The 26684-nt window shown below is 45.7% G+C and carries 18 protein-coding genes and 1 riboswitch; of the genes, 10 read left to right on the plus strand and 8 right to left on the minus strand.

Features of this window, described 5'->3' with window-relative positions; translation table 11 throughout:
• Nucleotides 1-13: 13 nt before the first annotated feature.
• Nucleotides 14-2650, minus strand: coding sequence for a phosphoenolpyruvate carboxylase (ppc, locus tag EKN56_RS00710; RefSeq protein ID WP_130590064.1), 2637 nt, complete (start codon nucleotides 2648-2650; stop codon nucleotides 14-16).
• A gap of 232 nt (nucleotides 2651-2882) precedes the next feature.
• Nucleotides 2883-4037, minus strand: a complete 1155-nt coding sequence (gene argE, locus EKN56_RS00715; RefSeq protein WP_130590065.1) for an acetylornithine deacetylase — start codon at nucleotides 4035-4037, stop codon at nucleotides 2883-2885.
• Nucleotides 4038-4211: 174 nt separating this feature from the next.
• Here argE and argC point away from each other — a divergent pair, with 174 nt between their 5' ends.
• The 4 genes from argC (at nucleotide 4212) to argH (ending at nucleotide 8903) form a co-directional block, all read left to right on the plus strand.
• Nucleotides 4212-5216, plus strand: a complete 1005-nt coding sequence (gene argC, locus EKN56_RS00720) for an N-acetyl-gamma-glutamyl-phosphate reductase (RefSeq protein WP_130590066.1) — start codon at nucleotides 4212-4214, stop codon at nucleotides 5214-5216.
• Between the two features lie 11 nt (nucleotides 5217-5227).
• Nucleotides 5228-6001: an acetylglutamate kinase gene (gene argB / locus EKN56_RS00725; protein WP_130590067.1), complete on the plus strand. Its 774-nt coding sequence runs from the start codon at nucleotides 5228-5230 to the stop codon at nucleotides 5999-6001.
• A gap of 92 nt (nucleotides 6002-6093) precedes the next feature.
• Nucleotides 6094-7311: an argininosuccinate synthase gene (locus tag EKN56_RS00730; RefSeq protein ID WP_130590068.1), complete on the plus strand. Its 1218-nt coding sequence runs from the start codon at nucleotides 6094-6096 to the stop codon at nucleotides 7309-7311.
• A gap of 215 nt (nucleotides 7312-7526) precedes the next feature.
• Nucleotides 7527-8903, plus strand: coding sequence for an argininosuccinate lyase (gene argH, locus EKN56_RS00735; RefSeq protein WP_130590069.1), 1377 nt, complete (start codon nucleotides 7527-7529; stop codon nucleotides 8901-8903).
• Between the two features lie 78 nt (nucleotides 8904-8981).
• Here argH and EKN56_RS00740 read toward each other — a convergent pair whose 3' ends face one another.
• Nucleotides 8982-9554, minus strand: coding sequence for an Ail/Lom family outer membrane beta-barrel protein (locus EKN56_RS00740; protein ID WP_130590070.1), 573 nt, complete (start codon nucleotides 9552-9554; stop codon nucleotides 8982-8984).
• Nucleotides 9555-10259: 705 nt separating this feature from the next.
• On the opposite strand from EKN56_RS00740, the gene EKN56_RS00745 reads away from it, so the two are divergent.
• The gene (locus EKN56_RS00745) at nucleotides 10260-11438 is read left to right on the plus strand and encodes a DUF4056 domain-containing protein (RefSeq protein ID WP_130590071.1); all 1179 of its coding nucleotides are present in this window, start codon (nucleotides 10260-10262) and stop codon (nucleotides 11436-11438) included.
• Nucleotides 11439-11521: 83 nt separating this feature from the next.
• Here the strand turns inward: EKN56_RS00745 and EKN56_RS00750 are convergent, their stop codons facing one another.
• From EKN56_RS00750 to EKN56_RS00765, 4 genes are all read right to left on the minus strand, one after another.
• A complete protein-coding gene (locus EKN56_RS00750; RefSeq protein ID WP_130590072.1) occupies nucleotides 11522-15466 on the minus strand; it encodes a two-partner secretion domain-containing protein in 3945 nt (1314 codons plus the stop codon).
• Nucleotides 15467-15547: 81 nt separating this feature from the next.
• On the minus strand, nucleotides 15548-17254 hold the full coding sequence (locus tag EKN56_RS00755; RefSeq protein ID WP_130590073.1) for a ShlB/FhaC/HecB family hemolysin secretion/activation protein: 1707 nt from the start codon (nucleotides 17252-17254) through the stop codon (nucleotides 15548-15550).
• Between the two features lie 355 nt (nucleotides 17255-17609).
• Nucleotides 17610-19058 (minus strand): dihydrolipoyl dehydrogenase, encoded by a 1449-nt coding sequence (locus EKN56_RS00760; protein ID WP_130590074.1) that lies wholly within the window; start codon nucleotides 19056-19058, stop codon nucleotides 17610-17612.
• Nucleotides 19059-19151: 93 nt separating this feature from the next.
• Nucleotides 19152-19904 carry a glutathione peroxidase gene (locus EKN56_RS00765; protein ID WP_130590075.1) on the minus strand — a complete coding sequence of 251 codons (753 nt, stop codon included), beginning with the start codon at nucleotides 19902-19904 and terminating at the stop codon, nucleotides 19152-19154.
• Nucleotides 19905-20064: 160 nt separating this feature from the next.
• On the opposite strand from EKN56_RS00765, the gene oxyR reads away from it, so the two are divergent.
• The 3 genes from oxyR (at nucleotide 20065) to EKN56_RS00780 (ending at nucleotide 22168) form a co-directional block, all read left to right on the plus strand.
• Nucleotides 20065-20991, plus strand: coding sequence for a DNA-binding transcriptional regulator OxyR (oxyR, locus tag EKN56_RS00770; protein ID WP_130590076.1), 927 nt, complete (start codon nucleotides 20065-20067; stop codon nucleotides 20989-20991).
• A 139-nt stretch (nucleotides 20992-21130) separates the two neighbouring features.
• The gene (gene fabR / locus EKN56_RS00775) at nucleotides 21131-21763 is read left to right on the plus strand and encodes an HTH-type transcriptional repressor FabR (RefSeq protein ID WP_130593545.1); all 633 of its coding nucleotides are present in this window, start codon (nucleotides 21131-21133) and stop codon (nucleotides 21761-21763) included.
• Nucleotides 21764-21793: 30 nt separating this feature from the next.
• Entirely contained in the window at nucleotides 21794-22168 is a 375-nt protein-coding gene (locus tag EKN56_RS00780) for a YijD family membrane protein (RefSeq protein ID WP_130590077.1), read from the plus strand.
• 97 nt (nucleotides 22169-22265) lie between these two features.
• On the opposite strand, the gene trmA is transcribed toward EKN56_RS00780, so the two are convergent.
• The gene (gene trmA, locus EKN56_RS00785; protein ID WP_130590078.1) at nucleotides 22266-23369 is read right to left on the minus strand and encodes a tRNA (uridine(54)-C5)-methyltransferase TrmA; all 1104 of its coding nucleotides are present in this window, start codon (nucleotides 23367-23369) and stop codon (nucleotides 22266-22268) included.
• A 130-nt stretch (nucleotides 23370-23499) separates the two neighbouring features.
• Nucleotides 23500-23705, plus strand: a riboswitch (cobalamin riboswitch).
• Nucleotides 23706-23774: 69 nt separating this feature from the next.
• Here trmA and btuB point away from each other — a divergent pair.
• Together btuB and murI are read left to right on the plus strand one after the other, a co-directional pair.
• Nucleotides 23775-25622, plus strand: a complete 1848-nt coding sequence (gene btuB / locus EKN56_RS00790) for a TonB-dependent vitamin B12 receptor BtuB (protein WP_142665302.1) — start codon at nucleotides 23775-23777, stop codon at nucleotides 25620-25622.
• A 23-nt stretch (nucleotides 25623-25645) separates the two neighbouring features.
• Complete coding sequence (gene murI / locus EKN56_RS00795; protein WP_130590080.1) at nucleotides 25646-26437, plus strand: glutamate racemase; 792 nt, start codon at nucleotides 25646-25648, stop codon at nucleotides 26435-26437.
• Nucleotides 26438-26684: the final 247 nt, after the last annotated feature.

The following is a 26684-nucleotide window of genomic DNA, read 5'->3' on the forward strand; positions in this document are numbered from 1 at the left end:
CCGAAGAGTTTTATTATCCGGTATTTCTCATTCCTGCCGCAATTCCGGCAATAGTAACCATCAGGGCTTGTTCTACCCTTGGATCCGGAGTTTCTTGCTGGCGCGAACGATAAAGCAGCTCGGCCTGCAGGACGTTTAATGGATCGGTATATACGTTACGCAAGGCGATTGATTCAGCGATCCACGGCAGTTTTTCCATCAGTTTCTGATCGTTGGACAGCTTGAGAATAACGCTGATATCCTCCGCCAATTGGCTACGTAACTTACTACCTAACGTCCAAAGTTTTTTATCCACCAGACGCTGGTCATAATATTCTGCCAGCCACAGGTCCGCTTTGGCGTAAACCATTTCTAACATATTGATACGGGTATTGAAGAACGGCCAGTCGCGATACATCTCTGCCAGCTGCTGTTGTTTACCGTTTTTAATCGCATGCTGTAACGCTGCACCGGCACCCAGCCAGGCTGGCAGCATCAGACGGTTTTGCGTCCAGGCGAAAATCCATGGAATGGCTCGCAGGCTTTCTACTCCACCATTAGGCTTACGTTTTGCCGGGCGAGAACCCAGAGGTAGCTTACTTAATTCCAGTTCAGGTGTGGCAGCGCGGAAGTAAGGAACAAAGTCCGGTTCTTCGCGTACGATATCGCGATACTGTTTACAGGAGAACTCCGACAGCTCATCCATAATGTCACGCCATTCCTGCTTCGGATTTGGCGGTGGTAGCAGATTAGCTTCGAGGATGGCACTGGCATAGCTTGCCAGACTGGCTAGCGTAATCTCCGGCAAACCAAACTTAAAGCGGATCATTTCGCCCTGTTCCGTAACACGCAGGCCGCCTTTTAACGAGCCCGGAGGCTGAGACAGCAGCGCATCGTGAGCCGGAGCACCTCCACGACCAATAGTACCGCCACGTCCATGGAATAGCGTTAAGTCTACGCCTGCCTGTTCACAGGTTTTGATTAGCGCTTCCTGAGCGTAATATTGCGCCCATGAGGCTGCCAGCACGCCAGCATCTTTCGAAGAGTCAGAATAACCAATCATGATCATCTGCTTGCCGCCAATAAAATTGCGATACCAGTCGATATTCAGTAACTGGGTCATGACATCATTGGCGTTATTTAAATCTTCCAGCGTTTCGAATAGCGGGCAGACCGGCAAAGCAAAAGTACAGCCCATCTCTTTTAACAGCAGATGTACGGCCAGAACGTCAGACGGTGTACGAGCCATAGAGATAACATAAGCAGCAATAGAACCTTGTGGCGCTTTAGCGACGACTTTACAGGTATCAAGTACTTCCTGAGTTTCAGCACTTGGCTGCCAGTCACGCGGGAACAATGGTCTTTTTGACTGCAGTTCACTAATCAGGAACTGCTGCTTCTCTTTTTCTGTCCACTCGTCGTAATCGCCTAACTCAAGATATTTAGTGAGCTCTGCCAGAACATCGCTGTGGCGAGTGCTCTCCTGACGAATATCAATACGTACCAGCGGCAGGCCAAAGCAGCCAATACGGCGCAGGGTATCCAGCAGTTGCCCATTGGCAATAATACCCATGCCGCAGGCTTGCAGAGATTGATAACAGGCATAGAGCGGCTCCCAAAGCTGTTGATTATCAACCAACATATCATCCGGGCAATTGACGCGTTCACCGTTCAGGCGGGCGCTCAGATAACTATGCGTACTCATTAACTGGGTACGTAGCTTCTTCATCAGCTCACGATAAGGTTCCTGAACCTCATCGCCGCCGGCCATAGCCCGTAGTTCCGGGGTACAGTCAGACATCGATAACTCAGAAACCAGTACCTGAATATCTTTCAGGAACAGTTCTGCCGCTTTCCAACGACCGTATATCATCACGTGTTCAGTAATTTTGGCGGTAACGTTTGGGTTACCATCGCGGTCGCCACCCATCCAGGAGGTAAAACGCACCGGCACAGCTTCAACCGGCAGGTTGTAACCAAGGGCATCAACCAGCTGATCGTTAAACTCGCGCATAAACGCAGGTACACCTTCCCACAGGCTATTTTCTACAACGGCGAAGCCCCATTTAGCTTCATCAACCGGAGTTGGACGAATCTTACGGATCTCATCGGTATGCCATGACTGGGCAACCAACTGACGCAGGCGACGCATGATTTGATCCCGTTCATAGTCGGCCAGGTCGTTATGATCTAACTGACTCAGGCAGTTATTCACCTCAATCAGTTTATGGATCATTGTACGACGCGCAATTTCCGTTGGATGCGCAGTAAGTACCAGCTCAATAGATAGCTGATCGACGGCCTTACTGACCGCTTCATCGGTAATGTTTTGCTGTCTTAATTTATTGAATAGATCTGCAAATACTGCGGGATTATTTGCCGCCTCACCGCGAGAAGAAATGCTGTGGTACTGCTCGGCGGTATTGGCAAAGTTGAGAAATTGGTTAAACGCTCTGGCAACGGGCAATAGCTGGTCGTTAGACAGGTTCTGTAGCGTAGAGAGTAACGCCTGACGGTTAGTCTCATTACCGGCGCGGGACGATTTTGACAGCTTACGGATGCTTTCCACCCGATCGAGGATTTCTTCACCTAAAGCGTCTTTAATGGTATCGCCTAGAAGGGTGCCAAGCATACTGACATTACTTCGCATCGCGGAATATTGTTCGTTCATAGGTCTCCTGCCGGGTTAGTCAAAACATGAAGATGATGTTGTGTTGTCGCGTTATTTTTATGGCTACTAAAGTTAGAGTTGTATCACACAATTTGGGTATGTACATAATTTTGTTGAATCCTTTAAGCATTTCTTATAACCGGAAAATTTCAACAAAAAAATCTACTTTCGTACCATACAAGAAACCAACCACCCCGAATAAGTCGGGGTGGTATGTAAGATTAATGGTGTACTATTTTTCCGCGCAGAAGTGGTGAATAACCTGGGTCAAAAGCTGGCGGGTTGGTTGAATGAAAGAGGTGGCGAGAAATTCATCGGGCTGATGCGCCTGATCGATAGAGCCGGGACCCAGTACCAGCGTTGGGCACATTTGCTGCAGGAAAGGTGCTTCGGTACAGTAGTTAACCACTTCGGCCGGGGTACCTACCAGCTTCTCTACTACTTGTACCAGCGCATTGTCAGCGGCGCATTCGTAACCGGGAATAGGGCTGTGCAGGTGCTCAATGGTTACCCGGCCCGGCCAGCGGCTGCTGACCGGTTCCAGTGCCTGATGGACCAGTTCATCTAAATCATTCAGAGTAAGGCCCGGTAATGGGCGAATGTCCATATGCAGTTCACAGCAGGCGCAGATACGGTTTGGGGCATCTCCACCGTGAACATGACCAAAGTTCATGGTTGGGTATGGAATAGCAAAGGCCGGGTGGTGATAGCGCTCTTTGAGTGAATCTCTCAGTACCATCAAATGACCGATAGCATCATGCATCAGTTCAATTGCGTTAATACCGCGCGATGGATCGCTGGAATGGCCGGACTGACCGGTAATGCGAATAGCTTCCGCAATATGACCTTTATGAGCTCGTACCGGCTGGAGTGAGGTGGGTTCCCCAATAATGGCGCAGTCCGGTTTCAGATGACTGGTGGAGGAGAAGTAACGAGCACCCGCCATTGAGGTCTCTTCATCCGCTGTAGCCAGTACATACAGTGGTTTAGTGAGCTTGCTGCTGTCCATATCTCTTAAGGCATCCAGAATGAAAGCGAAGAAGCCTTTCATATCAGCAGTTCCCAAACCATATAACTTGTTGTCATGTTCGGTCAGGGTGAACGGATCGCGTGTCCAGCGCCCGTCATCAAAGGGAACGGTATCCGTATGCCCCGTTAACAACAGTCCGCCAGATCCTGAACCCAGTGATGCCAGCAGGTTAAATTTATTGCGGGTATCGGGAACGGGCTGTACTTCAACCTTAAATCCCAGCGTAGTGAACCATTCTGCCAGCAGGTTAATCAGTGTCTCATTGCTCTGATCCAACGCCGCATCGGTAGCACTAATGCTTGGCGTGGCAATCAACTTACTGTACAACTCGATAAAAGAGGGTAATGTTTTATTCACAATTCACGGCCTGTTTTGCGGGTTAATTCAATATAAATTCATTTATTTTGCATAAAAATACAATAAGGGATTGTCTAAGGGAACAGAATTTCGTACCTTAAGCAATATTCGTCCACATTACCGTAAGCGTACCGTTGTTTCCAAACCTTGTACGCAACTAAACAGGTCTATTTTATGCTTGAGACACTTATCGTCGGCGCAAGTGGTTATACCGGTGCAGAACTGGCAGCGTACTTACGCCGTCATCCTGAGATACATATCAAAGGATTGATGGTATCAGCGCAGAGTGCTGATGCGGGAAAAATATTTTCAGATCTGCATCCACAGTTGAAAGGTTTAGTGGATTTGCCGCTTCAACCATTAACTAATGTAGCTGAAGCGGCAAAAGGCGTCGATGTGGTGTTTCTGGCCACGGCTCATGAAGTCAGTCACGATCTTGCACCGCAGTTTTTAGCTGCGGGTTGCGTGGTGTTTGATTTATCAGGCGCTTTTCGGGTCGACTCGCCTGAGTTTTATACGCGTTATTACGGGTTTGCTCATCAACACGGCGACTGGCTGAAACAGGCTGTTTATGGTCTGGCGGAATGGCAAACAGAAAAGCTTAAGCAGGCGCAGTTGGTGGCGGTTGCCGGTTGTTATCCTACTGCATCGCAGTTAGCGCTTAAGCCATTGGTTGAAGCCGGATTATTGGACGAGCAACAATGGCCGGTGATCAACGCGATTAGCGGCGTTAGCGGAGCAGGGCGTAAGGCCAGTATGACGACCAGTTTTTGCGAAGTCAGCCTGCAACCTTATGGCGTGTTCACTCATCGCCATCAGCCAGAAATTGCTGCGCATTTGGGTATTCCGGTGATTTTTACCCCTCACCTTGGCAATTTTCCTCGTGGGATTCTGGCAACCATTACCTGCCGTTTAAAGCCAGGTGTGGGTGAAGAACAGATTAAAACGGCTTTTTACAATGCTTATCACAATAAACCGTTAGTCCGGGTCTATGAAAAAGGGATGCCAGCGCTAAAATCGGTGATTGGTCAGCCGTTTTGCGATATCGGTTTTGCCGTTGATGGTCAACATATTATCGTGGTGTCGGCGGAAGATAATCTGCTGAAAGGTGCCGCTGCTCAGGCCGTACAGTGTATGAATTTACGCTTTGGCTTCAATGAAACCCAGTCCTTACTCTAGGGAGAAGAAGGATGAATCCATTAATTATTAAACTTGGCGGTGCGTTGCTGGACAGTGATGAAGCGATGGAACGTCTGTTTGTGGCCCTGGCAACGTACAAGCAAAAACATCAGCGTCAACTGGTGATTGTACACGGCGGCGGCTGTCTGGTTGATGAGCTGATGAAAAAACTGACTCTGCCGGTGATTCGTCGCAATGGTCTGCGCGTTACGCCTGAAGATCAAATCGGTACCATTACTGGCGCACTGGCAGGAACCGCGAATAAAACCCTGATGGCAGCGGCCAAAAAGCACGATATTAATGCCATTGGCTTGTGTCTGGCGGATGGCAATATGGTAGAAGTTAGCCAGCTTTCTGAAGATTTAGGTCACGTAGGTGAAGCCAAAGCGGGCAGCAATAAGCTGATTCAAACGCTGCTGGCCGGTGACTATTTACCGATTATCAGCTCCATTGGCATTACACCGGAAGGCGCGTTGATGAACGTCAATGCGGATCAGGCAGCTACAGCACTGGCGGCAACGTTGGGCGCTGATTTAGTTCTGTTGTCCGATGTCAGCGGTATTCTTGACGGTAAAGGTCAGCGCATTGCTGAACTTACCGCGGATAAAGCCGAAAAGCTGATTGCCCAGGGCATTATCACTGATGGCATGGTGGTAAAAGTGAATGCAGCACTGGATGCTGCCCGTTCATTGGGGCGCCCGGTGGATATTGCCAGCTGGCGCAATGCGGAACAGCTACCCGCATTATTTAATGGCGTTCCGGTAGGAACCCGTATTCTGGCCTAGTTAATGCAGTCAGAACCGATTTAGAACAGTAAGATATTAATTAACCAGTAGTAACTGAATAACTTTAAGACTTAGCAATCAAGGAATTTGTGATGAATAAGAGCGGTATTAAGAAAATTGTTTTAGCATACTCCGGCGGCCTGGATACTTCTGCGATTATTCCATGGTTAAAAGAGAACTATGGCGACTGTGAAGTGGTTGCGTTTGTGGCTGATATTGGTCAGGAACGTGCGGATCTGGAAGGTGTAGAGCAAAAAGCGCTGAATTCTGGTGCTTCCTCTTGCTACGTTGTTGACCTGCGTGAAGAGTTTATCAAAGACTATGTTTACCCGGTTCTGCAAACGGGTGCACTGTACGAAGGCAGCTATCTGCTGGGTACCTCAATGGCTCGTCCCCTGATTGCTAAAGCTCAGGTTGAACTGGCGTTGAAACTGGGTGCAGATGCCGTGTGTCATGGTGCGACGGGTAAAGGTAACGATCAGGTGCGTTTTGAAACCACCTATGCAGCATTGGCTCCTCATTTGAAAGTGGTTGCGCCATGGCGTGAGTGGAACCTGCGTTCTCGTGAAGCGCTGCTGGCCTATCTGAAAGAGCGTAATATTCCAACCACGGCGTCTCTGGAAAAAATCTATAGCCGTGATGAAAACGCATGGCACATCTCCACAGAAGGTGGTGTATTAGAAACCCCATGGAATGCTTCGAATAAAGATTGCTGGGTGTGGACCGTTTCTCCTGAAGATGCACCGGATCAGGCTGAACTGGTTACCGTAACGGTAGAAAAAGGTCGGGTAACCGCTGTAAACGGTAAAGCGATGAGCCCATTCAAGTGTCTGGAAGCATTGAACGAGCTGGGTGCTAAGCATGGCGTTGGCCGTATCGATATCGTTGAGAACCGTCTGGTTGGTATCAAATCCCGCGGTTGCTATGAAACCCCGGGGGGCACCATTATGGTGACCGCGCTACGTGGCGTTGAGCAACTGGTACTGGATCGCGATAGCTTCAAATGGCGTGAGCAGTTAGGTCTGGAAATGGCCTATGTGGTTTACGACGGTCGTTGGTTTGCACCACTGCGTAAGTCACTTCAGGCTGCCGCTGAGTCGCTGGCGCAGGATGTAAACGGTGAAGTGATCGTTAAGCTGTATAAAGGACAGGCAACGGCGATTCAGAAGAAATCATCCAACAGCCTCTACTCAGAAGAGTTTGCTACCTTTGGTGAAGATGAAGTTTACGATCACAGCCATGCGGGTGGATTCATTCGGTTGTTCTCGCTGTCTGGCCGTATTCGTGCGCTGAATGAGTTGAAGAAGTAGTTCTTTTAACTGGTCCAACGATTGGGTTTTATAATAAAAGGGCGATATTGGTATCGCCCTTTTACTTTAGCATGTTGTTTATTTTCACTTTAGTGTAGATTTTGCCATAAGAATGCAGCGTCTGTGTTAGCCTCGGGTTAGCGCTGGCGTAGATATAGTTATGGTCATCAATCCAAAGTGATAGGTATTGCTTTGATTTTTCAGGAGTAAAAAGTATGGCATTGTGGGGCGGCAGGTTTAGCCAGGCGGCAGATCAGCGTTTTAAACTGTTTAATGACTCATTGCGTTTTGATTATCGTTTAGCCGAGCAGGATATTATTGGTTCAGTGGCGTGGTCGAAAGCATTGGTGACGGTGAATGTATTAACGGCTGAAGAACAAAAAAAATTAGAAAAGGCGTTAGATGAGCTGTTAGTTGAAGTTCAGGCTGAACCAGAAGCCATTTTAGCCAGCGATGCAGAAGATATTCATAGCTGGGTAGAGCAAAAGCTGATTGGTAAAGTGGGGGATCTTGGTAAGAAATTGCATACCGGGCGTAGCCGTAACGATCAGGTCGCTACTGATTTAAAACTGTGGTGTAAGGTTCAGGTTAGTCTGTTGTTGAATGCGGTTAAAGAGCTACAACAGGCGCTGGTGATAACGGCTGAGCAGAATCAGGATGCGGTAATGCCTGGTTATACTCACCTGCAACGAGCTCAACCGGTGACTTTCGCCCATTGGTGCCTTGCCTATACGGAAATGTTAGCTCGTGATGAAAGCCGATTGCAGGATGCATTAAAGCGAATGGATACCAGCCCGCTGGGCAGTGGTGCATTAGCCGGTACCGCTTATCCTATTGATCGCGATCAGTTAGCGGGTTGGTTAGGTTTTAGTTCAGCAACTCGCAACAGCCTGGATAGCGTTTCTGACCGTGACCATGTACTGGAGTTACTGTCTGATGCGTCTATCAGTATGGTGCATCTGTCCCGTTTTGCTGAAGATTTAATTTTCTTTAACAGCGGTGAGTCTAGCTTTGTTGAATTGTCTGACCGGGTGACTTCTGGTTCTTCTCTGATGCCACAAAAGAAAAACCCGGATGCATTGGAGTTGATTCGCGGCAAATGTGGCCGTGTTCAGGGCGCACTCAGCGGTATGCTAATGACGCTGAAAGGTCTGCCGTTAGCCTATAACAAAGATATGCAGGAAGACAAAGAAGGGATTTTTGATGCGCTGGATACCTGGCTGGACTGTCTGCATATGGCGGTGCTGGTATTAGACGGCATTCAGGTTAAGCGCCCACGCTGTCAGGAAGCTGCTCAACAGGGTTATGCCAATGCGACAGAACTGGCGGATTATCTGGTGGCTAAGGGTATTCCGTTCCGTGAAGCTCACCATATTGTAGGTTCTGCGGTATTGGAAGCAATTAAACAGGGTAAGGCTTTAGAAGAATTATCCTTATCGCAGCTTAAACAGTTTAATGCGGTAATCGATGAGGATGTTTATCCTGCGTTATCGTTGCAATCCTGTCTGGAAAAACGCTGTGCTAAGGGGGGAGTTAATCCCCAACAGGTTGCCAGTGCAATTGATGCGGCTAAAGTTCGATTAGATATTTGATTCTGATAATCATGTTGTTATAAAAAGCCCGTAAATACTTTGTTATTTACGGGCTTTAATTTTTTAACTCATACGAAATTAGAAGCGGTAACCAGCACCAACGTTAAAGCCATTAGAAGTAAATTGCATACCATCATATTCCATGTGGGTACCTTCATAACCAACATCGATAGCAAAATTTTCCATCGGGTTAATTTGTACACCTGCACCATACATAAATGTGGACTTGCGCTTACTGCCGTCCTTATTCATATGGTACATATATTGGTTTTGTTTACTGTATTTGTCAGCCGAGTAATCAAACTTGCCAGTAGCCACACCAAGAGTGGTATACAGGCTAACGTAATCATTAATACGATAGGCTGGTCCAACGGACAATGAGTAGTAATCCACATCGCCATGGGCTTTGACGTTATAGCTGCTACGCTGATAATTTTTCTCTGTATCACCACTCATATAAGTGAATGAAGAGATGATGCTCCATGGGGAGTTCCACTCATAGCGATATTTAACGTTCACACCGTTAACGCTACCAAATTCTTCAAAGTGGCTTTGAGAATAACCTAATGTAATGGTTTGATTCTGTGCCTGAGAAATTTGAGTGGAGCCTAAACTCAGTAACATCATTGCTGATAAAATAGCCTTATTCATTAACTACCCTCCTGGTATGTTTATATTAAAAGCAGGCTGCTTTTATGCTATTGTAAAAACTATCCAATTGATTATTTAATAAAAAATATTATTTTTTAATTAAATAAAACCCCTTTTATTTTGTTGAAAATTTGATGTTATCTTTAATAAATACTGTTTTATCTATGATTAATAATCATATTTCTCATTAAATGGAAATCAGGCTTTAATTAATAACAAATAAAATTATTTTTGTATCTAAATTAGCTGTTTTGATTAATTTTAGCACTCTTGGTTGTACGGTTTTAAATATGGATTAATTAACCTATTGTTAATAGTGTTATTTAATCAGAGTGTCTTAAATTCTTAATGCTAATTATTTTATTGATTATTAATTGGTTCACTGCCTGCTAAAAATTTCAACATTGATAGCAGCACATTATATGGAAATATTTTATAAATAAATATAAGAATTCTTCGTGATTAAGTAAGGCTGTTGATTATTTTTCAGAGTTATTATTTATATATTAAGGAGATAATAATCATATTGATTTACTGAGATTTCAATTGCTTTTGTCATCGGTTTTTTATTATCTGCGGTATAATTAGTGGCAAGAGTAGGCGTTTTCGATTCTTATTCATTTTTTCTGAGCGTGCCAGATAGAATAGCGGCAAAGAAATAATACGATTTTGATAATTTTTCATTTGGCCCGAGGGGCTTCTTTAATGCGCTATTTTAGTTTTTTATTTCTGTTACTACTGACCGCCTGCAAAAATGATGTATTACCAATAGCCTCTTCAGAGCCCGATCTTTCAATCATTCCTGTTGAATCAGCCCGTCAGGTTTACCCGGTGGTTGCACCAATAAACCCACCTGATGGTTTACGCCCTTGTTGTGCGTTTGGGTATAATCTTGGCGTCAGCATTATTGGTATTCCACTGCCGGTCTATCAAATTGGTAATATTGTTGAAGCCAATAAACTGGGTACTCATCATTATAGTGATAGCCTGTTGGACACGGCTGCTAACCTGCTGAACGTTTCTGATGAACAAGTTGGGCATATTTATACCGACCGGGGAGGTTTTCTGGATATCGCTCATATTCGCGATACGGCAGATAATACTTTCTATCTGTTTAGCCAAATTTATCCGCGTTTGGGCCAGGCATGGCAACTTGAGTTGGGTGATGAATTGGCTAAACGTCAGTTTGTGTTTACCGCTTTTACCCCTCCATCCAGTCCGGAAGAGCGTTATACCTTAAGCGCCTATTTAGCCGCACAGCTCGCTTTTCAAATGGCCGCCTGGCATGAAATTGCTCAGTGGTATGGGTTATTGGATGTTCCTGGTTTTTCCGAAGAGGTATCGGGTTTTTCACCTGAAGATCTTTATTCTAATTTATTAGGTTCACGTTTAGCTTTAACTTCTATTTTGCAAGGGCATGCTGGTAGTCTGGAGCAATATCAACAATCGATGACTCAATTGCTACCAAAAGCGCTGGAGCAACTTGGTGCAGAATCTTATGAAGGTACTAAGCGGCAATTTATGCTGTTGGATGGAAAATGGTGGGATAGCCAGCGTCGGGTACCTGAAAAGTTTTTAGTGCTTTATCGTAATTATGATACGGGCAGTAATCGTATCCCTTCTCATGATTCATTGTTAACTGATAACTTGTTACGTCTGAGCTTGCCTGATGTATGGCAGGGGGTTGTGCTAAATCAGATTGGTGAGTTTCGTCTTCTGCCCGGCGATAATATGGAACGGCTACCGGTACCGGATAATTATTGGACGGTGAACAATTTCTCAGCTCTGGCAGAACAGGCTCAAATTATCGATGAAAGTGAGTTACGCTCAGTTCGCAGGATGTCTCGGGATATTTCTCATGGTGTAGTGGCAAAAAAGGACTAATTGCCAGAATGCTAACATACTGAGATATAAAAATAACAACGGATAGGGATGACTATCCGTTGCCAGGTTTTAGCTGAATATTCTTATAGCTTCATAACAGCATAAACTTGTGGAACCAGAATGTTTTGCTTAGTGCCATCATCCTGAATGACTTCACGATTGATTAACCAAATGATATCTGAAGTCAGATTATTCATCTGTTCTGCTGTCAGGGGAACCCCTAACGATAAGTTATATTTTTGAGCAAATTCAATTCCAGCATTCATTAGGGCAGCGTACTGATCTTCATCATTGGTGTAATGATTTAAAAGACGTTGTCCTGTCAGGTTGATTATCTGGTCCCGAATAAATTGTTGTTCATGGTAGCCATCACTTAAACGTCTGTGGGTACTATTGTGCTCGGTTGTTAGCCTGCTGGTCATATAGTCTGAAGCTAACCAGGTTTTATAATCAGTAAACTTCGGATCGCTTTCTACCTGAGCATTATTACCTACCGCAGGCGGTGTGGTGTACTGGCTGGAGTCTGGTAACGGCATATTTTGAACCGGTGAACTGGCGACAATATTTATTTCACCCGGAGCACTTATTTCATTAAATTGCACAGTGACCCGATCAATATTCATCGCACCAAGATTGATATTTGGCCTATAGCTTTCCAGATATGGGCTCACTGAGGTTTGGCCGCTGCCTGATACGGAATTACTCAGCATTTCAGCCAGATGGGAAGTGCTATTTTGAACTGCGGTATCAGGTGCATGAAGCTTAAGGTTTGCCTGGGGGGCGTCACCGCGAGGTGCCAGGGAATCAGCATTATCTGCAGTCTGAACACCGGGCATTTTAATATCAATTATCTGATTGGCATCAATATTCAGAACTTTTCCTGCTTCGATCTGGCTTTTATTATTCAGAACGGTATCCGCAAAAATGTCCAAATTACCACCAGCTAAAATTTTGGCCGGATCGCTTTCTACCACATCAGTGTCGTTAAGGGGAGAGTCAGTGACAGCCTTATCATTAATATTTTGTAGCTGATTAACCGTAAGCTCCAGATTTCCAAGAGCCTGGATAGTAGCACTGTGGTTGTTGATCTCGTTCGCCTGACCTGAAGCATGGCCATTTTCATCCAGTGTTCGGCCAATTGACATATCGCCAAGGCTGAAAATCTGTGAATGGGTGTAGTTATTTAAAACATTGGTACCGATATTAATACTCTCACGGCCAAGCAGCGTGGCGGCATTACCATTTTCAGCACGGTTATTTATAGTATCCGCTTGCAGTTGCAGCCAGGTACCATGAATACGGCCCGAGCCATAGTTATCAATTTGCCGGGCCTGTAGCCGGGTAAGAACACCGTCAATCAATCCGCGGTTGGTTAGTGTTCCGCTGATGTTGAATTGTGTGGTATTCGCTCTGATTTCACCCAAAGCATCATTATTGAGTGAGGCGGCATTCAGGGTCAGTTGGTTGGCATACATTCGACCGCCCAAGTTGCTCCAACTGCCGGTGGTTTCAGCATTGAGAGCATTGTCGACATACAGGTGAGCTGAGTCGGTAATAATATCTCCATGCTGCGCCTGTAACATCATGCTGTCAGCACTGACTTGAGCGCCGGACAGATTGATGCCATTAGCCATCACATCGATTTTGCCAGTAGCAACAATTTGTCCTTGTAGGTTAGCCGGCTGTTCAGCTCTGATGGTGATATTGCCGTGGCCAGCCATATCGCCATTATCATTAACGCCAGCAGCGAGTAGTGCTTCACTGGAGTTATTAAAGTTAGCAGCCACTAACATAATATTATTTAAGGCCACCAGTGCCGATGCGTTAACAATATTGTTAGTTGCTCGCAGATTGAGCTCGCCGCCACTGTAAACTTTAGAACGATTATAGAAACTTTGTCCCGAGCTAAGATTCAGGCCGGCAAAGGCGAATATGTCCGCTTCATTAACAATCGAGCCATCGGCATTGAGTAATAACTGATCTTCACTGCGCATTAATTTGCTGTTGATGAAGTTGCCGCCGGTCTGGTAATTACCGGTGCCTTTGCTATACAGCGTGCCTCTGTTATGCAGTGAATCAGCAGTGGTTAAAGTTAGGTTACGGTCAGACGCTATTGTGCCGGTGTTGGTGACTGGACCAGAGGCGCTGATGGTGGCATTATTTTTAGTATTAATGGAGCCATCATTGAGCAAACTTCCTTTAGTCGTCAGGTTCAGGTCGCTGTTGGTACTGATGGTACCGCTATTGTTTATACCGCTATCTGCTTTAATTTCAACAGTACCGTGGCTGTGTAGTGTGCCGCTATTTAACAGACTACCTGGCGTAGTCAATGTTAATCTACTGTCAGACCCAATAGTGCCTTGATTGGTAATATTGCCGCCAGCATTCAGTGAAACCAGACCTTTCCCGTAAATCATCTCCTGATTAAACAAGGTTCCGTAGGTCGTCAGACTGAGATTGCGGTTAGCACTGATAGTACCGTAGTTAGAAATTGACTGGTCAGCGTTAATCCACAGGTCACCTTGACTGTATAGACGGCCGCTATTAACAAATGCATTTCGGCTGGTGAGTGTTGCACTGTCAGATGCACTGATGTCGCCCTGATTCGTCAGGCTACCACCACTCTCAATATTCAGAAAGCCATCACTGATAATTTTAGAGCCTGCCGCATTATTGAGATATCCCTGAGTGCTGACAGTAGTACGGCCACTACTTTTTAAAGTGCCCTTGTTATCAAGCGTTTTGGCAGAAACAGACAGTTCTTGACCGGTAACGATAGTACCGCTGTTATTGATATTTACGTTGCTTTTGATCGTGGTATTTTTACTGGCAGAAATCGTGCCCTGATTAGTCAGATTATCCTGAGTACTAATGGTGGCATTTCCTGCAGCATTAATTTTACCCGTATTGCTATTCTCTATTTTGCCTTGTGCGGAGAGAGTAACATCCTGCTTACCGAGCAAAGTTCCCTGATTGCTTATACCTTGCTGAGTAGAGATTTGCAGGTTTTGTGCACTGCTGATGGTACCTTTGTTTTCAATTCGACCATCGGCAGTAATCACTACGGAACCCGCCTGACTACCAATATTACCCGCGTTACGAACACCCACGCCGTTTTCGGTGCCTACCATGCGAATACTGTTCGCGTACATACCGCCCAGTGCAGATACGTCAACTGAGAATTGTGGGCTATTGGCGTCACGCCCACCCTGTTTTTCTACACGTTTAGTATCGGCACTGACTTTGTTCTTACCCGTGACCACATTTAATTCATTGGCCCAGACGCCGGCGTTAACTTCAACAGATTGGGCAACAATATCGGTATAACTTTGTTTGCTGCCGTCCAGTCCTTTGCCCTGAATGGTAATTTTTCCCTGACGAACATCATAGCCTTCAAGGTTGCCGTTATTCATTATCGGCGTACCGGTGGTTAGCGTAGCTCTATTGGAGTTGATAAATCCACAGCCATCACAGGTAATACCTGACGGGTTGGCAATAACAACCTGTGCTTTTTGTCCGGCCACTTCCACATAACCATTCAGGCGGCTTGGGTCGCGAGAGTTGACTTCATTTAGAATAACTTTAGCGCTGCCCTTAGCCATATTAGGGTTACCATCAATATAGCCACCCAATTGCGTTTGGACTGATGAACCAGAGTTATTAAGAATCACACCGCGGTTATCTACATCAAACTGGCTGTAGGTGTTGCGTGAAACCCCTCCAGAACTGGGAGCCTGGATATTAACTTGCGGTGTTCCATTACCGCTACCAAGCACCGTAGGTTGCTGATTGCCAGGCGCGTTTGGGTCAGCCACAATATTGGCTTGAGCAGGTAAACTTATGCTGATTAAGCCTAATGCAATACTGGTCATTAATACCAACGGGGACAGGCCAGCAATGAGCTGACCAAATGTTTGTCCACGACCGGATGATGATCCTTCTGCTGAGTGAGTGCCTGCTATTTCAGGAACTACCATCAGCATGCCTCGCACCCGGTTGAAGATCACGCGATACAATTTCTTGTTCATAAATAAATTCCTTTTATTTCAAAGGCATCATAATTATTATTTGTTGTCTTTCTGTTAGATAATTTCAGCATCCATGCAGTCTCAATATTGCCAGTTAAGGTTGAACCCCAACGTCACCGGATCGGTGCGGAAGCCATCCGGCTTCGAGGTGGGGATTCCGGCAAAAACATCATAACTGGTGCGTAAGGCATAGCCTCTCAGCCCCAGAACGGCACCTGCGAGGTGCTTTCCTAGCAGGTAATTACTTCCCGGGCCACCGACTTCGCCATAATCCATTCCAATATACAACTCTTGCGCTGGCAGCGGTGTTCGCCAGGCTAATTCATTACGGGTAAACCAACCGCGGTCTGCCGACAGGCTCAGTTCACCATCAAAACCACGTACCGTATAGCGACCACCGATAGAAAAGCGTTCCTGAGAGGTCAGGGCGGTACTTGAAGGAAGCTGGCGTTGATATTGTGAGCGAAAACTGAATTGTTGTTCAAGCAGGTTAAAAGGCCAATCCAGATTTGCAGACAATTGGGTGATCTTACTCAACGCGGTAGCTTGCCCGACATATTCTTCTGGTGCAGGCTGTGCTCCAAACCAGCGGGTACCCTGCTGGTAGGTGATGCCGGCGTCCAGCGTTATAGCATCAATATAGTGGCGATGTATCAATCCTACTCGCCATGCTGCGGTATTTCGACGCTGAACTTCTATCTCAGTATCGTTAATGTAGTTACGGCTTTCTCTTAGTAATACATCATATGTTAATGTCGTTTTTTGTGATGCATCACGATGTAGTAAACGACTTAAGCCAAAGGTCAGATTTTTACTTTCACCGCTGTAGTTGTAGTCTTCTATCAGACCTGCGACTTTTTGGTTGTAGCTGTAGGCACTGGTGGTAGCATTCAGGCTCCAGTATCCATAAGGTACAGAATAGTGAGCAGCATAGTTGTGGCTTCCACGATCGTTTTTCCATTGTAAATCGTGACCACCGGAAATATAGAAGGTATCGTTAAGTGATAAAGGGTTATCCACATACAGGGTTAGTCCTCCCTGATAGCGGCCAGTGCTTACGGTACCAGAGTCATCCAGTGAAGCCCCTAATCGCCAGTGACGGTTCTGCTTCCAGGTGATGGCCAGCTCGGTTTCCCTTGGTTCCTGACCAGGCATCATGTTGATATCTGCCTGAGCCGTCGGGACGCGACGTAAATTCTCCAGCCCTTGTTCAATATCTCTTAGATTGAGTAGATCGCCTTCGGATACAGGAAGCGTATTAAATGTTTGAATATACCTGTCGCTATCCGCAGATAGTACGATATGGCTGATTTTCCCTTCCAGTATCTTCAACTCTAGTTTGCCACTGGTTAAATCCTGTGGTGGAGCCAGTACTCGAGTAGTGATGTAGCCTTTATCTATTAAACGGTTTTGCAGGGCGCTCATTAGCAAATTGAGCCCCTCACCACCCAAACATTGGCCATTAGCCTGATTGGCAATAGACTGGAGCGATAACCAATTGGTCAAATATTGACTGCCGCTCAATTCCACCTGATTTATGGGGAAGCAGGTCTCTTCAATAGGGAACTGGTCAATAGTTGAACTGCCTTCAGGCAGCTCGGTTCGTACATCCGGACGGTTAGGGGACAGTTGTTGTTCTAGTGCTTTTTGGCGTTCTTGTTGATTAATAACTTGCTGATCGTTGATTTGATTAAGTTCAGGGGCGGCCTCACTAATCAAAGGGATCAGTGTTATTAGTAATGGAAATGATTTTATATAGTTATATTTTTGAGAAAATAATAATTCCATCTATTCCAAAAACGAACGCGTTCCATGTCAATTGATAAGAGCCTGAGCGTAAGTTATATAAGAGGCATTACGCTGTCTACTACTATTTAAGCACCATTAGATAAATAGCGTAATAGTTGCAAGCGCATTAAATCAGAGAAGTTGTTTCTCGAAAACGAGTAAGGTTTTTCTTACTCGTTGTTTATATTACAGCTATTGATAGTGATAAGGTATTATATTTACAAAATGTGAGGGTAGTATTAACTCCCTCACATTTGATAATTTCATCAGATGAATGTGTGGTAAAAGGCACCAGTTACCTGTGTTATAACAGGTTTGGCGGTGCTTTTAACAGGTAAAGCGGTAAATTAGAAGTTTATTCACCTGGGCAGCGCTGACAACGCTCTATCTCATCGTCGCCTAATCTTAATTTAGCATTAAGATCGCGCAATGCCGTTCTTAATCCTTCTTCAATAACTGGATGGTAAAATGGCATATCCAGCATTTGGCTGATGGTCATTTGTTGCTGATGAGCCCAGGCCAGTAGGTGAGCGATATGTTCAACATTTGGTCCGATCATTTCAGCACCAAGAAAACGACCTGTTCCCTGTTCGCCATAGACGTGCAGCAACCCTTTATTACGCAGCATTACTCGTGAACGGCCTTGATTTTCAAAGGAAATCTCACCAATTTCAAAACAGCCACAGGCACTAAATTTCTGATTTAATTCACGGTAAGTAGAACCAACCATGGCAATTTGTGGATCAGAAAATACAACGGAAATAGCACTGCGGCGCAGGCCTGGCTGAATTTCTGGATATGACCCGGCATTTTCACCGGCAATACGCGCCTGATCGCTGGCTTCGTGCAAGAGTGGTAGTTGGTTGCTGGCATCACCGGCAATAAATATATGTGAAACGCTGGTTTGCATCGTCAGTCGATCGGCTGTTGGCACACCGCGAGCATCAAGTTCCAGTGACGTATTTTCCAGTCCAATCTTGTCGACATTAGGACGGCGACCAGTGGCAGCTAAAACGTATTCAACAGTGATTTCCTGGGATTGCCCCTGATCGTCCTGATAACGAATAAATACGCCATTATCCCGGCGTTCCATCAGCTCTACTTTAGCATCCGGATAAAGAGGAAATTCTTTACTCAATGTATCTGCGGCATATTGACGAATTGCTCCATCGGTTAATGGACCAACGGCTCCGCCTACGCCAAACATGGTGACTTTCACACCCAGACGATGCAGTGCCTGACCTAACTCAAGGCCAATAACTCCAGGACCAAATACGGCAACGGAGGTAGGTAAATCATTCCAGTTAAATACATCGTCGTTAATGATTAGACGATCGCCAAGGTCGTTCCAGTGCGGAGGCCAGCTTGGACGAGAACCTGTGGCAATAACAATACGTTTAGCCTGAATTTGAGTGTGATCGTCTACCTGTAAGGTATTGTCATCAATGAAATGGGCATAGCCGTCGATCTTATCCTGCTGAGGGATTTCACCGACCCCTTCCAGTACAAAACCAACAAAACGGTCACGTTCGCGTTTAACGCGATCCATGACTTCTTTCCCGTCGATACGGGTCTCACCTTGTGGATGAACACCAAATCCTGGTGCGACTTCAATATGATGTACAGCTTCTGCTGCAGCGATAAGGAGTTTTGATGGCATACAACCAACTCTGGCGCAGGTTGTACCGTAAGGTCCGCCTTCAATCATGATGACGCTGGGAGTAAAGCGTTTTGCTGCCCGGTATGCACCTAATCCTGCTGTTCCTCCACCAATAACAGCAACATCGACCTGTAATCTTTTCATCCTTAAAACTCCTGAAATGCAAAAAAAAAGGCGGACAAGAGTCCGCCAAAACTTACCATTGGCTAACTTTAAATACGGTGGTTTAAATGAGTTTTAAACAGTCTCTGTTTGTTTATGAACGGAAAAATACTTTTCTAAATCATCGCTACCGCCGATGTGACGTCCACCAATGAAAACTTGTGGAACGGTAGAACGGCCGGTAATGGCGCGCAGGCTAACGGTTGTTGCATCGGTGCCTAAAATGATCTCTTCGTACTGAAGACCACGTTCTTGTAGCATCTGCTTAGCTTTAGCACAGAATGGGCAACCTGGTTTGGTCAATACAGAAATAGACTCTTGCAGTTTGCAGTCTGGTGCCAGGTATTTCAGCATGGTATCCGCGTCAGATACTTCAAACGGGTCGCCCGGTTTGTTTGGTTCAACGAACATTTTTTCAATGACGCCGTTGCGAACCAGCATTGAATAGCGCCATGAACGTGGGCCAAACCCTAAATCTGCCTTCTCAACCAGCATATTCATGCCTTTGGTGAACTCACCATTACCATCAGGAATAAAAGTAATGTTGCTGGCATGTTGCTCAGATTGCCATGCGTTCATAACAAAGGTATCGTTAACAGAAACGCACAGGACGCTATCAACGCCGTATTGCTTGAATACTGGAGTCAGTTCGTTATAGCGTGGCAGGTGACTGGAAGAACATGTTGGGGTAAATGCGCCAGGTAGAGAGAATACAACAACGGTCTTATTGGCAAACAGTTCGTCAGTAGTGATATCAATCCATTTATCTCCCTGACGGGTATGGAATACGGTTGCAGGGACTTTTTTTCCTTCCTGAGTAGTGAACATGCTTTAACCTCTATTTATTGATTGGACCTGGCGTTAATTTTTATCGCCGCGCGTCATGTTTTTGTTAATGAAGATTATCCATATTGGGGATTAATAGGTATAATCGTTAGTCGCTATCCTATCTATTGTCACCATCTATCTAAACGCAAGGGATTAAGCTATGAATATTCGCGATCTGGAATACCTGGTTGCACTCTCTGAGCACTGCCACTTCAGGCGTGCAGCAGATTCTTGCCATGTGAGCCAGCCAACGCTGAGTGGGCAAATTCGCAAACTGGAAGATGAGCTGGGTGTCATGTTGCTGGAAAGAACCAGCCGTAAGGTGCTGTTCACACAGGCAGGGATGTTGCTGGTCGATCAGGCAAGAAAAGTGTTACGGGAAGTTAAAGTATTAAAAGAAATGGCCAGCCAACAGGGCGAAACGATGTCCGGGCCATTGCACATTGGTTTGATTCCAACTGTTGCGCCTTATTTGCTGCCGCATATTATCCCTATGTTGCATAAAGAGTTTCCTAAGCTGGAAATGTATCTGCACGAGGCTCAAACTAAAGATTTGCTGGCTCAGTTAGACAGTGGCAAGCTGGATTGCGCCATTCTGGCACTGGTAAAAGAGACAGAATCTTTTATCGAGATTCCGCTATATGATGAGCCTATGCGTCTGGCTATTTATTCCGATCATCCATGGGCCGGACGGGACAAGATAGTGATGTCCGAATTGGCCGGTGAAAAGCTATTAATGCTGGAGGATGGTCATTGTCTGCGAGAGCAAGCTCTGGGCTTCTGCTTCCAGGCGGGTGCGGACGAAGATTCACATTTTCGCGCTACCAGTCTGGAAACGCTGCGCAACATGGTTGCTGCGGCCAGTGGTATCACTCTGCTGCCGTTGCTGGCAACGCCTGCGGAGAAAGAACGTGATGGTATCTGCTATTTACCGTGCTATAAGCCAGAGCCAAAAAGAACCATCGGTTTAGTCTATCGTCCTGGCTCACCACTGCGGGCTCGCTATGAGCAATTGGCTGAGACAATTGCCGGACATATGCCGGGCGTGATTGAATCAGAACAGAAGAAGATTGCTGCAATTGGATGATCGCTCTGTCGGTTGGGGGTAAAAGTGATATTCCTTTTGCTTTTCAACGGTCAGGTTTTAACACAATTTACGGTTAATGGTTTTGAGGCCAACCGTTGATATTTGAAGCCGCAAAATGATAAGTAAGGATTCAGGCGTGATGGGCGTCAGAGCACAACAGAAAGAGCGTACTCGCCGTACATTAATTCAGGCGGCTTTCAGTCAGCTAAGTGCAGAAAGAAGTTTTGCCAGCTTAAGCCTGAGGGAAGTGGCTCGCGAAGCCGGTATTGCGCCAACCTCTTTCTATCGTCACTTTCGTGATGTGGATGAACTGGGATTAACCATGGTTGATGAAAGCGGGCTGATGCTGCGTCAACTTATGCGTCAGGCTCGCCAACGTATTGCCAAAGGTGGCAGCGTGATCCGTACATCGGTGGCGACGTTTATGGAGTTCATTAACGATAATCCCAATGCGTTTCGTCTGTTGCTGCGTGAACGTTCTGGTACTTCGGCAGCGTTCCGTGCTGCGGTTGTTAGAGAAATCCAACATTTTATCGCTGAACTTGCGGATTATCTGGAGCTGGCAAATCAGATGCCACGTAGCTATTCAGAGGCTCAGGCCGAAGCAATGGTCACTATTGTGTTTAGTGCTGGTGCAGAAGCGTTAGATATTGATATAGCCCAACGTAAACTCTTAGAAGAAAAGTTAGTCTTACAGTTGAGAATGATTTCAAAAGGCGTGTATTACCTGTATCGCCGTGAACAAGAAAAAGGTGTATTGCCTCACGAATAGAGGCATTGACGAATTAAAGGAGAAAGAGCAATGACAGAAAAAGTGACTAAAGAATACGCAACACTACTGCTGGCATTTATTGCCGGTATATCACTTAACGGATCGTTTAATGCGCTGTTTGATTCAGTGATTGCCTTTTCGATTTTTCCGTTAATCGCTTTGGGATTCTCTATTTATTGCCTGCACCAGCGTTATGTGACCCAGCCTATGCCGGAAGGAACACCAATGCTGGCTTTCTCTTGTTTCCTGCTGGGACTATTTTTGTACAGTGCAATTATTCGGGCTGAATATGCAGGAATGGGTTCTAACTTCTTGTTGACTATTATTTGTGTCGCGCTGGTATTCTGGATTGGATATAAACTAAAAATCACTACCCGCCATCAGGCAGCAAAACAAATGGACTAATGTTGTTCATCTAAAACAATAACAATTATAATTTGATGTATAAACTGGCCCCAATAGATATTGGGGCTTTTTTGTTGCGCTATTTATATTGTTTGATTCAGACTCGTTTTTCTAACAGAACGCCGCATTCCATATGGTGGGTATAGGGGAACTGGTCGAACAGTGCCAGTCGAGAAATCTTATGTGTTTGACTAAGCGTGAGTAGATTTTCACACAGGGTTTCCGGGTTACAGGAGATATAGAGGATTCTCGAGTAAGCCTGTACCATTTTCACCGTTTGTTGATCCAATCCGCTGCGGGGAGGGTCGACAAAAATGGTTTCACATTGATAGCTGGTTAAATCAATGCCTTTCAGTCGATTAAATTCCCTGACCCCCAACATGGCCTGAGTAAATTCTTCTGCTGCCATACGAATAATTTGCACGTTATCAATTTGGTTGGCGGCAATATTAAATTGGGCGGCAGCTACTGATGGCTTAGCGATTTCTGTCGCCAGCACCCGGTTGAAATTGCGAGCCAGTGCTAAAGAAAAATTGCCGTTACCACAATATAATTCTAATAAGTCGCCTTTTGAGCCCTGAGTGACATCGATTGCCCATTCCAGCATATGAATATTTACAGCCGCATTAGGTTGAGTGAAGCTATTTTCTGTTTGGCGATAGATCATCTCTTGTCCGCCTACCGGTAAGCGTTCATCAACATAATCTCGATCCAGACAGATTTTTTGTTTCGATGCCCGACCGATTAACTGCAAATTAAACCCACGAGAACGCAAGTCGTCTCTTAATTGCTCCGCATGCTGTAACCACAGGTCGTCCAGTTGACGATGATAAAGCAGGGAAACTACAATTTCACCGCTGAGGGTGGAGAGATAATCAATCTGGAATAGCTTATGACGTAGTGAAGCATGAGGTTTTACACCGGCTAACAGTTCTGGCATCAGTCGGTTAATCAGTTCACTGGCGGCAGGAAAAACATCAACCCGAATACGCTGTTTGGTCGCCTGATCGAACATGATGTGGTACAGGTCATCCCCTTGGTGCCAGATTCTAAATTCTGCCCGCATACGATAATGGCTAAGCGGTGAGCGAAATACTTCCGGCTCAGGCGCTGAATAAGGCGCCATCATCGAAATTAATCGATGTTTCTTCTCTGCCAACTGGGCATCGTATTGGTCGGTAGGCAGCATCTCTGGGGTCATAAGTCTTCTCAGGTATCAGTATCAGAAATTCATTTATTAAGGCGGAATTGTAGGGAATGATGACGTGATGTCCAGCTTTGATAAATGATTAAAAAACAATAGCAGTCTAGACATCCATACAGGATTGCTTGTAGCATGTGTGTGTTCCGGCCTCCCATTAGAGTTAAAAGGGAATCTGGTGTAAATCCAGAGCTGACGCGCAGCGGTAAACAGGAAATAACAACCGCTCTCTCCACAAACAGGTTGGAGCAGGGCAGACACTGTCGATACAGATGGGAAGTCGTTGTTAGGTTAATCTCCTTGAGCCCGAAGACCTGCCGGTATTCTGTCGCATTGATTGCAGCCGTCGCGTATACGCGCTGTTTTTTTGCGGCATCCTGCAACTTAAGTTGGATGCTTTACGTTATGTCTATAAAAAAGAGAGTATTAGTCGTAGCCCTTTCCGCTACGGCCTTTTCCGTATGGGCTCAGGAAGAGAGCGATAAGATGGTGGTCACTGCCAACCGGTTTCCTCAACCGGTTTCTACGGTACTGGCACCAATAGATGTGGTTGATCGTGACCAGATTGATCTTTGGCAAGCAAAAAGCTTAACCGATGTTTTGCGTCGTTTACCGGGTGTTGATATTTCCCAAAGCGGCGGTCGTGGCCAGTTATCCACCCTTTATGTGCGCGGAACTGAATCTCGTCATGTGCTGGTGTTGGTGGACGGCATTCGTGTACCGATATCGGGCATTATGGGAACCGCTGATTTCAACCAAATTCCTATTTCTCTGATACAACGCGTGGAATATATTCGTGGTCCACGTTCGGCTGTTTATGGTTCAGAAGCCATTGGTGGCGTTATTAATATTATTACTAATGCTGAAAAAGATGGCGCGAAGCTGGAAGCGGGTTTGGGTTCCAATCACTACCAACTTTATGATGCCAGCATTCGTCAAACCGTTGGTGATAAAACTACGCTGACGGCAGCGGGTGCTTTCGAGGACAGCCGCGGTTTCAATATACAGCCAAAGTCTTCCTATCCGCCGGACAGCGATAAAGACGGATTTCGTAGCAAATCGATTTGGGCGGGTATTGAACATCAGTTCTCATCTCAATTCTCTGGCTTCTTGCGCGGCTATGGTTATGGTAACAATTCAGAGTATGACGGCAGCTATGGTGATGAGCGTCAATTGTATAGCCGTAACTATGATATGGGACTGCGTTTCCTTGAAGGGAACTACTCATCTCAACTGATAGCCAGCTACCAAACTTATAAAGATTACAATTACGATAGTCATAAAGGTTTGTATAACGATGGCACTTCGCTGGATGACGTAACTCAACGCAATATTCAATGGGGAAATAGCTATAAGTTAGATCGTGGTGTAGTGAGTGCAGGCGTTGACTGGCGTCAGGAGAAATTAGAATCTTCAGATAACTATGCCTCCGATCGCTATAAACGAGATAACACGGGTTTGTATCTGACAGGGCAAAAATCACTGGGTGATTTTACGCTGGAAGGAGCGTTCAGAACCGATAAAAACCAACAGTTTGGTTGGCACGAAACCTGGCAAACTGCGGCGGCATGGGAATTTATTCCTGATTATCGCTTTACCATTTCTTATGGTACAGGATTCCTGGCACCTACATTGGGACAACTTTATGGTTCAGAACGTTTTTATATCTCCTCTAATGACGATTTGAAACCAGAAGAATCTCGCCAGTGGGAAGCGGGGCTGGAAGGGGATACCGGGCCATTAAACTGGCGTCTGGCAGCATACCGTAACAAGATAACCAATTTGATTGGTTATGAGTCCGATCCTGTTACCTGGGAAGGTCGTTATTACAATATCGAATCTGCTACCATTAAGGGTATTGAGTGGACAGGAACCTTTGATACCGGTCCATTCGAACATCGAATCACGTTGGAATATCTGGATCCGCGTCGGGATAAAGACAATGAAGTTTTAGCCCGCCGTTCCAAGCATAAGGCAAAATATCAGATTGATTGGAATATGCTTGGTTTAGATATGGATGTATCATACCAATATTATGGAAAACGCTATGACAACAACACTTCTGAGTATGCGAATGAGCAAAAACGCTTATCCAGCTACAGTACGGTTGACTTGTCAGCGGCTTACCCTGTGACAGAACAGCTAACCGTTCGTGGCAGAGTGGCTAACCTGTTTGATAAAGAGTATGAAACAGCCAGCAATTATGAAACGGCAGGGCGGGAATACTACCTCACTGCCACCTATACTTTCTAACGGCACTATAAGGAGAGATCGCAATGCCAACAGCACTGGTTTTTGATTCAGGCGTGGGCGGGCTCTCCGTATTTCAGGAAATCCGGCAGTTGATGCCGGATTTATCCATCATTTATGCTTTTGACAACGCTGCTTTCCCCTATGGTGAAAAACCTGAGCAGCTGATTGCTGAGCGGGTTGTCAAAATGGTTGGTGCGCTTTGCCAACGCCATCATATCGATATTATTGTTATTGCCTGTAATACCGCCAGCGTAGTCTCTCTTCCTGCATTACGCGAACACTTCGATATTCCTGTTGTTGGTGTGGTTCCTGCGGTAAAACCCGCTGCACGTCTGACGCGTAATGGCATCGTAGGGTTACTGGCAACTAAGGTAACGGTTAATCGCCCTTATACACATGAGTTAATTGCTAATTTCGCGCAGGATTGCCAGATAGAACTGATGGGATCCAGCAGAATGGTGGAACTGGCAGAAGAGAAGTTGCATGGAAAACCAGTAAGCGCTGATGAGCTAAGAACTATTTTATCTCCATGGCTTAATGGTGATAAAAAGCCAGACACTATTGTATTAGGCTGCACTCATTTCCCTTTATTAAAAGAGGAATTAAGTGCGGTATTGCCGGAAGGCACTCTGTTGGTTGATTCTGGTGCAGCGATTGCCCGCCGGGTATCCTCGCTGCTGGCGGATGTTGACTGGCAACAAGAAGAGAAGGCCGTTAATCTGGCGTATTGTTCGAAAGTTGATGATGAATCCAGGAAGTTAATTCCGGTTTTGCAACACTTTGGTTTTAAATCACTCGATGAGCAGTCAATCTGAAGGCTTTTTGGCTAAACAATCAGCAGTCAGAATTATTTTATCAATTAGCACTTGCCAGATGATTCTGAGTCCCTATAATGCGCCTCCACTGACACGGCAACAGCCGCTTCAGTTCAGACGTTATCGTGCATAAATCTGTGATTTAACACTTGACTCTGACGCGGGAAAGCGTAGTATACGCAGCCCGTGTTGCGGGAAGTTTTTCGCCGCAACATCGCTCTTTAACAATTTATCAGACAATCTGTGT

The sequence above is a fragment of the Limnobaculum zhutongyuii genome (assembly GCF_004295645.1).
Classification (GTDB): Bacteria; Pseudomonadota; Gammaproteobacteria; order Enterobacterales; family Enterobacteriaceae; genus Limnobaculum; species Limnobaculum zhutongyuii.

What these genes read in the sequence shown, in the direction of transcription:
- ppc (WP_130590064.1), bottom strand. Translation starts at nt 2,650, where the DNA reads ATGAACGAACAATATTCCGCGATGCGAAGTAATGTCAGTATGCTTGGC.
- argC (WP_130590066.1), top strand. Translation starts at nt 4,212, where the DNA reads ATGCTTGAGACACTTATCGTCGGCGCAAGTGGTTATACCGGTGCAGAA.
- argB (WP_130590067.1), top strand. Translation starts at nt 5,228, where the DNA reads ATGAATCCATTAATTATTAAACTTGGCGGTGCGTTGCTGGACAGTGAT.
- EKN56_RS00730 (WP_130590068.1), top strand. Translation starts at nt 6,094, where the DNA reads ATGAATAAGAGCGGTATTAAGAAAATTGTTTTAGCATACTCCGGCGGC.
- argH (WP_130590069.1), top strand. Translation starts at nt 7,527, where the DNA reads ATGGCATTGTGGGGCGGCAGGTTTAGCCAGGCGGCAGATCAGCGTTTT.
- EKN56_RS00740 (WP_130590070.1), bottom strand. Translation starts at nt 9,554, where the DNA reads ATGAATAAGGCTATTTTATCAGCAATGATGTTACTGAGTTTAGGCTCC.
- EKN56_RS00745 (WP_130590071.1), top strand. Translation starts at nt 10,260, where the DNA reads ATGCGCTATTTTAGTTTTTTATTTCTGTTACTACTGACCGCCTGCAAA.
- EKN56_RS00750 (WP_130590072.1), bottom strand. Translation starts at nt 15,466, where the DNA reads ATGAACAAGAAATTGTATCGCGTGATCTTCAACCGGGTGCGAGGCATG.
- EKN56_RS00755 (WP_130590073.1), bottom strand. Translation starts at nt 17,254, where the DNA reads ATGGAATTATTATTTTCTCAAAAATATAACTATATAAAATCATTTCCA.
- EKN56_RS00760 (WP_130590074.1), bottom strand. Translation starts at nt 19,058, where the DNA reads ATGAAAAGATTACAGGTCGATGTTGCTGTTATTGGTGGAGGAACAGCA.
- EKN56_RS00765 (WP_130590075.1), bottom strand. Translation starts at nt 19,904, where the DNA reads ATGTTCACTACTCAGGAAGGAAAAAAAGTCCCTGCAACCGTATTCCAT.
- oxyR (WP_130590076.1), top strand. Translation starts at nt 20,065, where the DNA reads ATGAATATTCGCGATCTGGAATACCTGGTTGCACTCTCTGAGCACTGC.
- fabR (WP_130593545.1), top strand. Translation starts at nt 21,131, where the DNA reads ATGGGCGTCAGAGCACAACAGAAAGAGCGTACTCGCCGTACATTAATT.
- EKN56_RS00780 (WP_130590077.1), top strand. Translation starts at nt 21,794, where the DNA reads ATGACAGAAAAAGTGACTAAAGAATACGCAACACTACTGCTGGCATTT.
- trmA (WP_130590078.1), bottom strand. Translation starts at nt 23,369, where the DNA reads ATGACCCCAGAGATGCTGCCTACCGACCAATACGATGCCCAGTTGGCA.
- btuB (WP_142665302.1), top strand. Translation starts at nt 23,775, where the DNA reads ATGTCTATAAAAAAGAGAGTATTAGTCGTAGCCCTTTCCGCTACGGCC.
- murI (WP_130590080.1), top strand. Translation starts at nt 25,646, where the DNA reads ATGCCAACAGCACTGGTTTTTGATTCAGGCGTGGGCGGGCTCTCCGTA.